The organism is Ruegeria sediminis, from assembly GCF_005938215.1.
In the GTDB taxonomy this organism is placed as follows: domain Bacteria; phylum Pseudomonadota; class Alphaproteobacteria; order Rhodobacterales; family Rhodobacteraceae; genus Ruegeria; species Ruegeria sediminis.
In genome coordinates this window covers 1-6,168 of the sequence record NZ_VCPD01000014.1, presented here as the reverse complement: position 1 = coordinate 6,168, position 6,168 = coordinate 1, and the positions used below count along the sequence as shown (strand labels likewise).

At 64.4% G+C, this 6,168-nt stretch carries 7 protein-coding genes and 1 pseudogene; 3 read left to right on the top strand and 5 right to left on the bottom strand.

All coding sequences use genetic code 11. The features are described from left to right. From FGK63_RS20580 to FGK63_RS20560, 5 genes and pseudogenes are all read right to left on the bottom strand, one after another. Positions 1–123: pseudogene (locus FGK63_RS20580) on the bottom strand (electron transfer flavoprotein subunit beta/FixA family protein); the annotation flags it as partial. A gap of 189 nt (positions 124–312) precedes the next feature. Next, positions 313–885, bottom strand: coding sequence for a cob(I)yrinic acid a,c-diamide adenosyltransferase (locus FGK63_RS20575; protein ID WP_138845832.1), 573 nt, complete (start codon positions 883–885; stop codon positions 313–315). Further along, positions 886–1,089, bottom strand: coding sequence for a twin transmembrane helix small protein (locus FGK63_RS20570; protein WP_138845830.1), 204 nt, complete (start codon positions 1,087–1,089; stop codon positions 886–888). Positions 1,090–1,168: 79 nt separating this feature from the next. Further along, positions 1,169–1,996, bottom strand: a complete 828-nt coding sequence (locus FGK63_RS20565) for an SDR family NAD(P)-dependent oxidoreductase (RefSeq protein ID WP_138845828.1) — start codon at positions 1,994–1,996, stop codon at positions 1,169–1,171. A gap of 70 nt (positions 1,997–2,066) precedes the next feature. Further along, a complete protein-coding gene (locus FGK63_RS20560) occupies positions 2,067–2,696 on the bottom strand; it encodes an SH3 domain-containing protein (RefSeq protein WP_246044103.1) in 630 nt (209 codons plus the stop codon). A 200-nt stretch (positions 2,697–2,896) separates the two neighbouring features. On the opposite strand from FGK63_RS20560, the gene FGK63_RS20555 reads away from it, so the two are divergent. From FGK63_RS20555 to FGK63_RS20545, 3 genes are all read left to right on the top strand, one after another. Continuing rightward, positions 2,897–5,245, top strand: a complete 2,349-nt coding sequence (locus FGK63_RS20555) for a DNA topoisomerase IV subunit A (RefSeq protein WP_138845826.1) — start codon at positions 2,897–2,899, stop codon at positions 5,243–5,245. Positions 5,246–5,297: 52 nt separating this feature from the next. Next, positions 5,298–5,939, top strand: coding sequence for a hypothetical protein (locus FGK63_RS20550; protein WP_246044102.1), 642 nt, complete (start codon positions 5,298–5,300; stop codon positions 5,937–5,939). 107 nt (positions 5,940–6,046) lie between these two features. After that, a partial coding sequence (locus FGK63_RS20545) for a GTP-binding protein (protein ID WP_246044033.1) occupies positions 6,047–6,168 on the top strand: 122 nt, incomplete at its 3' end.

Below are 6,168 nucleotides of genomic sequence, written 5' to 3'. Positions count from 1 at the left end.
AATCTCGTCGAACGGGTTCATCGACATCTTGACATTGGCGAGATCAACTCCGCTCCCGTCCGCCTTCACGCGAACCTTCACGTTGTAGTCAATCACGCGCTTGACAGGCACAAGTACCTTCATTTTTGCGTATGCTCCTTACAAAAACGGCAAGCCGCGACGCGACTCCACCAATGCTCTCGCCGCGTTTGATAACGGGTCGCGGCCCCTCGCAACAGGGCAAAATCGTCACGTCATGGCCCCGAGACGTCGCGTTTCAAGATTTTTCAGCCGGAAACCGCGACATAGCTACGCAAAGTCGGGGCCATCGGCTCAGCGGTTGGCGCCCGGCACCCAGAGAACGTCGTCCCGGCCGCCGTTGTTGGCGCTGCGGGCGGCGACGAAGAACCAGTCGCTGAGGCGGTTCAGGTATTTGACCGCCGCCTCGTTCACCGGTTCCATGTTGGACAGTTCGACCGCGTGGCGCTCGGCCCTGCGGGAAACGGTGCGGCAGACATGCAGTTGCGCCGCCAGCCGCGACCCGCCCGGCAGGATGAAGCTGCGCAGCGGCTCGAGCGAGGCGTTCATTCCGTCGATTTCGGATTCCAGCCGGTCCACCTGTGACTGGATCATGCGCAGTGGCGGGTATTCGGCCTCGGCGTCCTTGTCCATGTCGGGCCGGCACAGATCGGCGCCCAGATCGAACAGGTCGTTCTGGATCCGCGCCAGGGCGGCATCCGTCTCGCCCTCGGCTTCGAGCCGGGCGACGCCGACGAAGGAATTCAGCTCGTCCACGGTGCCATAGGCGGACACGCGGCCCGAATATTTCGCAACCCGCTCGCCATTGCCGAGCGCGGTTTTGCCGCTGTCGCCGGTGCGGGTGTAGATCTTGTTCAGAACGACCATCTATTGCACTCCCTGTCCGCGCAGGAACACGTAGAGCACGATCAGCACCACGGCGATGAACTGGAACAGGATGCGCAGGCGCATCATCTTGTTGGAGTATTTGGCGTTGAAGGCGCCGCCCTTGGCAAAACCGCCGATCCCGATGATCAGCACGGCGACGACCGCCGCCATGGCCAAAAGCAAGACCACGAATAAAAGGTCCATGATGCCTCCCTGCACGTTTCGCGTTCCGATCGTGCTGATCTAGCGGTACCGGGCCGAAAAGCGAACCGGAAATTTCGCCTCAGACCCCGGAAAGGATGCGGTCGATGGCGCCGGTCGGCAGGATGCGGCGCAGGTAGCCGGCGATATAGGTGGGGGTTGTGACGTAATAGCGCGACCGGGGACGCCGGGCCTCGACCGCGTGGGCCAGCTTTTCCGTCACCGCCGAGGCGGGCAGCTCGAATCGGTCCGGTCCGGACCCTTCGTAGAGGCGCTTGAGCAGGGTGTTCTCGTATTTCTCACGCAGCGCCGAGTTCTCCCAGTCGATGAAACGCTCGAAGATCGGGATCGCCTTTTCCCGCAGTTTCGAGGTGATCGGGCCCGGTTCGATCAGGATGACGCGGATACCGGTGCCCCGCAACTCCAGCCGCAGGGTGTCGGACAGGCCCTCGACCGCATATTTGGTCGCGACATAGGCGCCGCGCCACGGAAAGGCGACAAGACCCAGCACCGAGGAATTCTGCACGATTCGCCCGTGCCCCTGCGCGCGCATCACCGGGATCACCTGGCGGGTCAGCTCGTGCCAGCCGAACACGTTGGTCTCGAAGATGTGGCGCAGCCCCTCGGTCGGCACATCCTCGACCGCGCCGGGCAGGCCGTGGGCGCCGTTGTTGAACAGCGCGTCCAGCGTGCCGCCGGTGGCGTCCAGAACCTGCGCCAGACCCGACCGGATGCTGTCGGCATCGGTATAGTCGATGCGCGGGCTGTCAAAGCCCTGCGCCCGCAGGCGGTCGCAATCACGCTGTTGCCGGCACGAGGCGAAGACCCGCCATCCGCGCGCGCGCATGCCATGCGCCGCGTCCAGTCCGATACCCGAAGAGCAGCCAGTAATGAGAATGGATTTCTGCATGTCGTTCCCGAAGATGATCCCCCGCGCCAAGCTATTGCGAGGCTCGGGGCAGGGCAATCACCGTCCGGCGTCAGTCGGCCTTTTTACTGATGAGCGAGGACGCAATCCATCCGACCTGTTGCTCTGGCAACACGCGCAGGCGCAGCCAGCCGATGCCGGGATCGTCCAGCACCTCGACCTCGTGGCCGATGGTCAGCTTGGCGATCACCGGATAGATCGTGCCCGGCCCGTCCCGCATGTTCACGCGCGTGCCCCGCACCTCGCGGATGTCGCGGACGGGCTCCGGCACGGCCGGTAGTTCGGGCGCTTCGGGCTCGACCGTCTCCTGCCGCAGGGCGAGCACGCCTTTTTCGATCGAGGCGAGCGTGATCGTCGCCGCCGGTTCGCGGACCAGCGCGAAGCCCGTGTTCAGCCCGCCGGCGGATTGCGAGAAGGCGGCGCGCGTGACTTCGGCGCCTTCGCCGCCGGGCAGGGGGCCGTCGCCGGCCTTGACCGTCTTGCTGGGGCCGAGCGCCGCCTTGACGACCAGGTTTTCGGCGGAAACCGGGAACACCAGCGATTTCGGCTCGGGCCGCGGCGCCCTGGCGACGCGTTCGGGTTCGGGTGGGCGCACGCCGCGCGGTTCGAAATCGGCGCCGCCACTCATTTCGTAGAACGCCAAGGCGAGAAAGGCGAAAGACAATAGGATAAGGCGCTTCATGGCGCACCCCCCGGTAATCGTTCAAAACAAGTAACTACAAAAGGTCTATCGGGTGGATGTTACCATAATCCGCCCCCCGAGTCGAAAGCCGGGGGAACCTTGCGCCGTGTTTCCCCGCTGTTGCAAAAGGCCGACTTGTCCCCAGCAAAATACGCTTGGATTGCTTTACCAGCGCGCTCTGGCGGCGTATCACAGCATCTATGAACGATATCGTGGATGACCCCAACATGGTGACCCCCGGCAACGGGGGAGAGGTGGCGGAACCGCTGCGCCGGGCGATCGGCGAGCGTTATCTGACCTATGCGCTGAGCACGATCATGCACCGCGCGCTGCCGGATGCGCGCGACGGGCTGAAGCCGGTGCACCGGCGGATTCTCTACGCGATGCGCGAATTGCGACTCAGTTCCACGGGCGGGTTCCGCAAGTCGGCCAAGATCTCGGGCGACGTGATGGGCAACTACCACCCGCACGGCGACGCCGCGATCTACGACGCGATGGCGCGGCTGGCGCAGGACTTCAACGTGCGCTACCCGCTGGTGGACGGGCAGGGCAACTTCGGCAACATCGACGGCGACAACCCGGCCGCCTCGCGCTACACCGAAGCGCGGATGACCATCGTGGCCGAGGCGCTGCTCGAGGGGCTGAACGAGGACGCCGTCGATTTCCGCGACAACTATGACGGCACCCTGACCGAGCCGGTGGTGCTGCCGGCGCAGTTCCCGAACCTGCTGGCCAACGGCGCCAGCGGCATCGCGGTGGGCATGGCGACCAACATCCCGCCGCACAACATCGCCGAGCTTTGCGACGCCTGCCTGCATCTGATCCGCACGCCGGACGCCCGCGACGACACGCTGCTGAACTATGTGCCGGGACCGGACTTCCCGACCGGCGGCGTCATCGTCGAGCCGCCCGAGAGCATCGCCCAGGCCTATCGCACCGGGCGCGGCAGCTTCCGTCTGCGCTGCAAGTACGAGGTCGAGGATCTGGGCCGCGGCCAGTGGCAGATCATCGTCACCGAGATCCCCTACCAGGTCCAGAAATCCAAGCTGATCGAAAAGCTGGCCGAGCTGATCCAGACCAAGAAGGTGCCGATCCTCGCCGACGTGCGCGACGAAAGCGCCGACGACATCCGACTGATCCTCGAGCCGCGGTCCAAGAACGTGGACCCCGAGGTGCTGATGGGGATGCTCTACCGCAACTCGGACCTCGAAGTGCGGTTCAGCCTGAACATGAACGTGCTGATCGACGGCGTCACCCCCAAGGTCTGTTCGATGAAGGAGGTGCTGCGCGCCTTCCTCGATCACCGGCAAGAGGTGCTGCTGCGCCGCTCGCGGCATCGCCTGGGCAAGATCGATCACCGGCTGGAGGTGTTGGAAGGCTTCATCGTCGCCTTCCTCAACCTCGACCGCGTGATCGACATCATTCGCTATGACGAGGATCCCAAGGCGGCGCTGATGCGCGAGAACTGGGGCATCGATCATCCCCGCGCAATGTCCGAAGCGGATTACGTGCCGCCTGGCCCCGGCGAGGGCGAACTGTCCGAGGTGCAGGTCGACGCGATCCTCAACATGCGCCTGCGCAGCCTGCGGCGTCTGGAAGAGATGGAGCTGGTCCGCGAGCGCGACGAGCTGATGGAAGAACGCGCAAATCTCGAGGATCTGTTGGCCGACGAAGGGCTGCAATGGTCCCGGATCGCCGAGCAGTTGAAAGAGACCAAGAAGACCTTCGGCAAGGATTACGAGGGCGGTGCCCGGCGCACCCGTTTCGCCGAGGCGGGCGAGGTCGAGGAGGTGCCGCTCGAGGCGATGATCGACCGCGAGCCGATCACCGTGGTCTGCTCGCAGATGGGCTGGATCCGCGCCATGACCGGCCATATCGACCTGACCCGCGAGCTCAAGTTCAAGGACGGCGACGGCCCGCGCTTCATCTTCCATGCCGAAACCACCGACCGGCTGCTGGTCTTCGCCTCGAACGGGCGGTTCTATACGCTCAGCGCCGCCAATCTGCCCGGCGGGCGCGGCATGGGCGAGCCGTTGCGGCTGATGGTGGACCTGCCGAACGAAGCGCGGATCGTAGACATCCTGATCCACAAGCCCGGCCGCAAGCTCTTGGTCGCGTCGGATGCCGGCAACGGCTTCATTGTGCCCGAGGAAGACGTCGTGGCCCAGACCCGGAGCGGCAAGCAGGTGCTGAACGTCAAGGACGACGAACGCGCGCTGATCTGCAAGCCGGTGGACGGCGATCATGTCGCCGTCGTGTCGCAGAACGGCAAGTTCCTGGTCTTCCCGGTTTCCGAACTGCCCGAGATGACCCGCGGCAAGGGCGTGCGCCTGCAGAAATACAACATGGCGCGCGGCCGGCAGGGAACGCTTGAGCTGGATGGCGGCCTGTCGGACCTGACCACCTTCAACTGGGAAGACGGGCTGAAATGGTCCATGGGCGGCGACAAGACGCGGCACGAACCGGACCTTGGCCAATGGCTGTCCAAGCGGGCGAGCGTCGGGAAAAAACCGCCCTATGGCTTCCCGCGCGACTACAAGTTCTCCTGAGCCCCCGGGCCCGGGGGCGGTGGAAATCTGCCGATACGGCTTGGCACGGGCCATGCCCGTGCGCTACATGCTCAGAAAACCGGCCTATCGAGACGAGACAATGATCCGCATCCTGACCCTGACCTTCGGACTGGCGCTGCTGGGCGCCTGCGCGCAGACGCTGGAAAACGAAGCCCCCGAAAACCTGGGCGAGTTCAAGCTGCGCGTGAACTACGCCTTCGCGGACAAGGCCGTGCAGGGCCCCGTTTCACGCGATGCGACGCCGCAGGAATGGACCGCGGCGATCGAAAAGGCGGTCGACCTGCGCCTGGGCCGTTACGAGGGGTCGCAGGAATACGATGTCGGCATCAGCGTCGAGGGCTACATGCTGGCGCCGCCGGGCGTGCCGGTCGTCTATAACCCCAAGAGCACGGCCATCGTTCTCGTGAACGTCTATGATGTCGGGCAGAAGACCTTCCTCGCCAAGGGCGAGCAGATCCAGGTTCTCGAAGACACCACCAGCGAAAGCGCCCTGATGGGATCGGGCCATGCCCGGACCAAGGAAGAGCAGATGAGCGGTTTGGCCCTGAAGGTGGCGGACCGGGTCGAGGAATGGTTTGCCAAGGAACACCGGAACAACGGCTGGTTCGACAAGCGGCCCGACGCCGTACCCGCCGAAAACACGGTCGTGACGCAAAATCCGGCACAAGGTTAGCCCTTTTCCGCAGGATGTGCTTGATTTTCCCTTTTGAACCAAATATCCCGCGCGCGCAGAGGAAACCGGGACCAAGGGTCCCCCAAACCACAAAGGGCGCCTGAGGAATGGCAAAGGAAAAGTTTGAGCGTACGAAACCGCACGTCAACATCGGCACGATCGGCCACGTTGACCACGGCAAGACCACGCTGACCGCAGCGATCACCAAGTATTTCGGCGAGTTCCGCGC

Bases quoted from the DNA above. Each gene is read 5' to 3' on its own strand.
- FGK63_RS20575 (WP_138845832.1), bottom strand. From the start codon at position 885: ATGGTCGTTCTGAACAAGATCTACACCCGCACCGGCGACAGCGGCAAA.
- FGK63_RS20570 (WP_138845830.1), bottom strand. From the start codon at position 1,089: ATGGACCTTTTATTCGTGGTCTTGCTTTTGGCCATGGCGGCGGTCGTC.
- FGK63_RS20565 (WP_138845828.1), bottom strand. From the start codon at position 1,996: ATGCAGAAATCCATTCTCATTACTGGCTGCTCTTCGGGTATCGGACTG.
- FGK63_RS20560 (WP_246044103.1), bottom strand. From the start codon at position 2,696: ATGAAGCGCCTTATCCTATTGTCTTTCGCCTTTCTCGCCTTGGCGTTC.
- FGK63_RS20555 (WP_138845826.1), top strand. From the start codon at position 2,897: ATGAACGATATCGTGGATGACCCCAACATGGTGACCCCCGGCAACGGG.
- FGK63_RS20550 (WP_246044102.1), top strand. From the start codon at position 5,298: ATGCCCGTGCGCTACATGCTCAGAAAACCGGCCTATCGAGACGAGACA.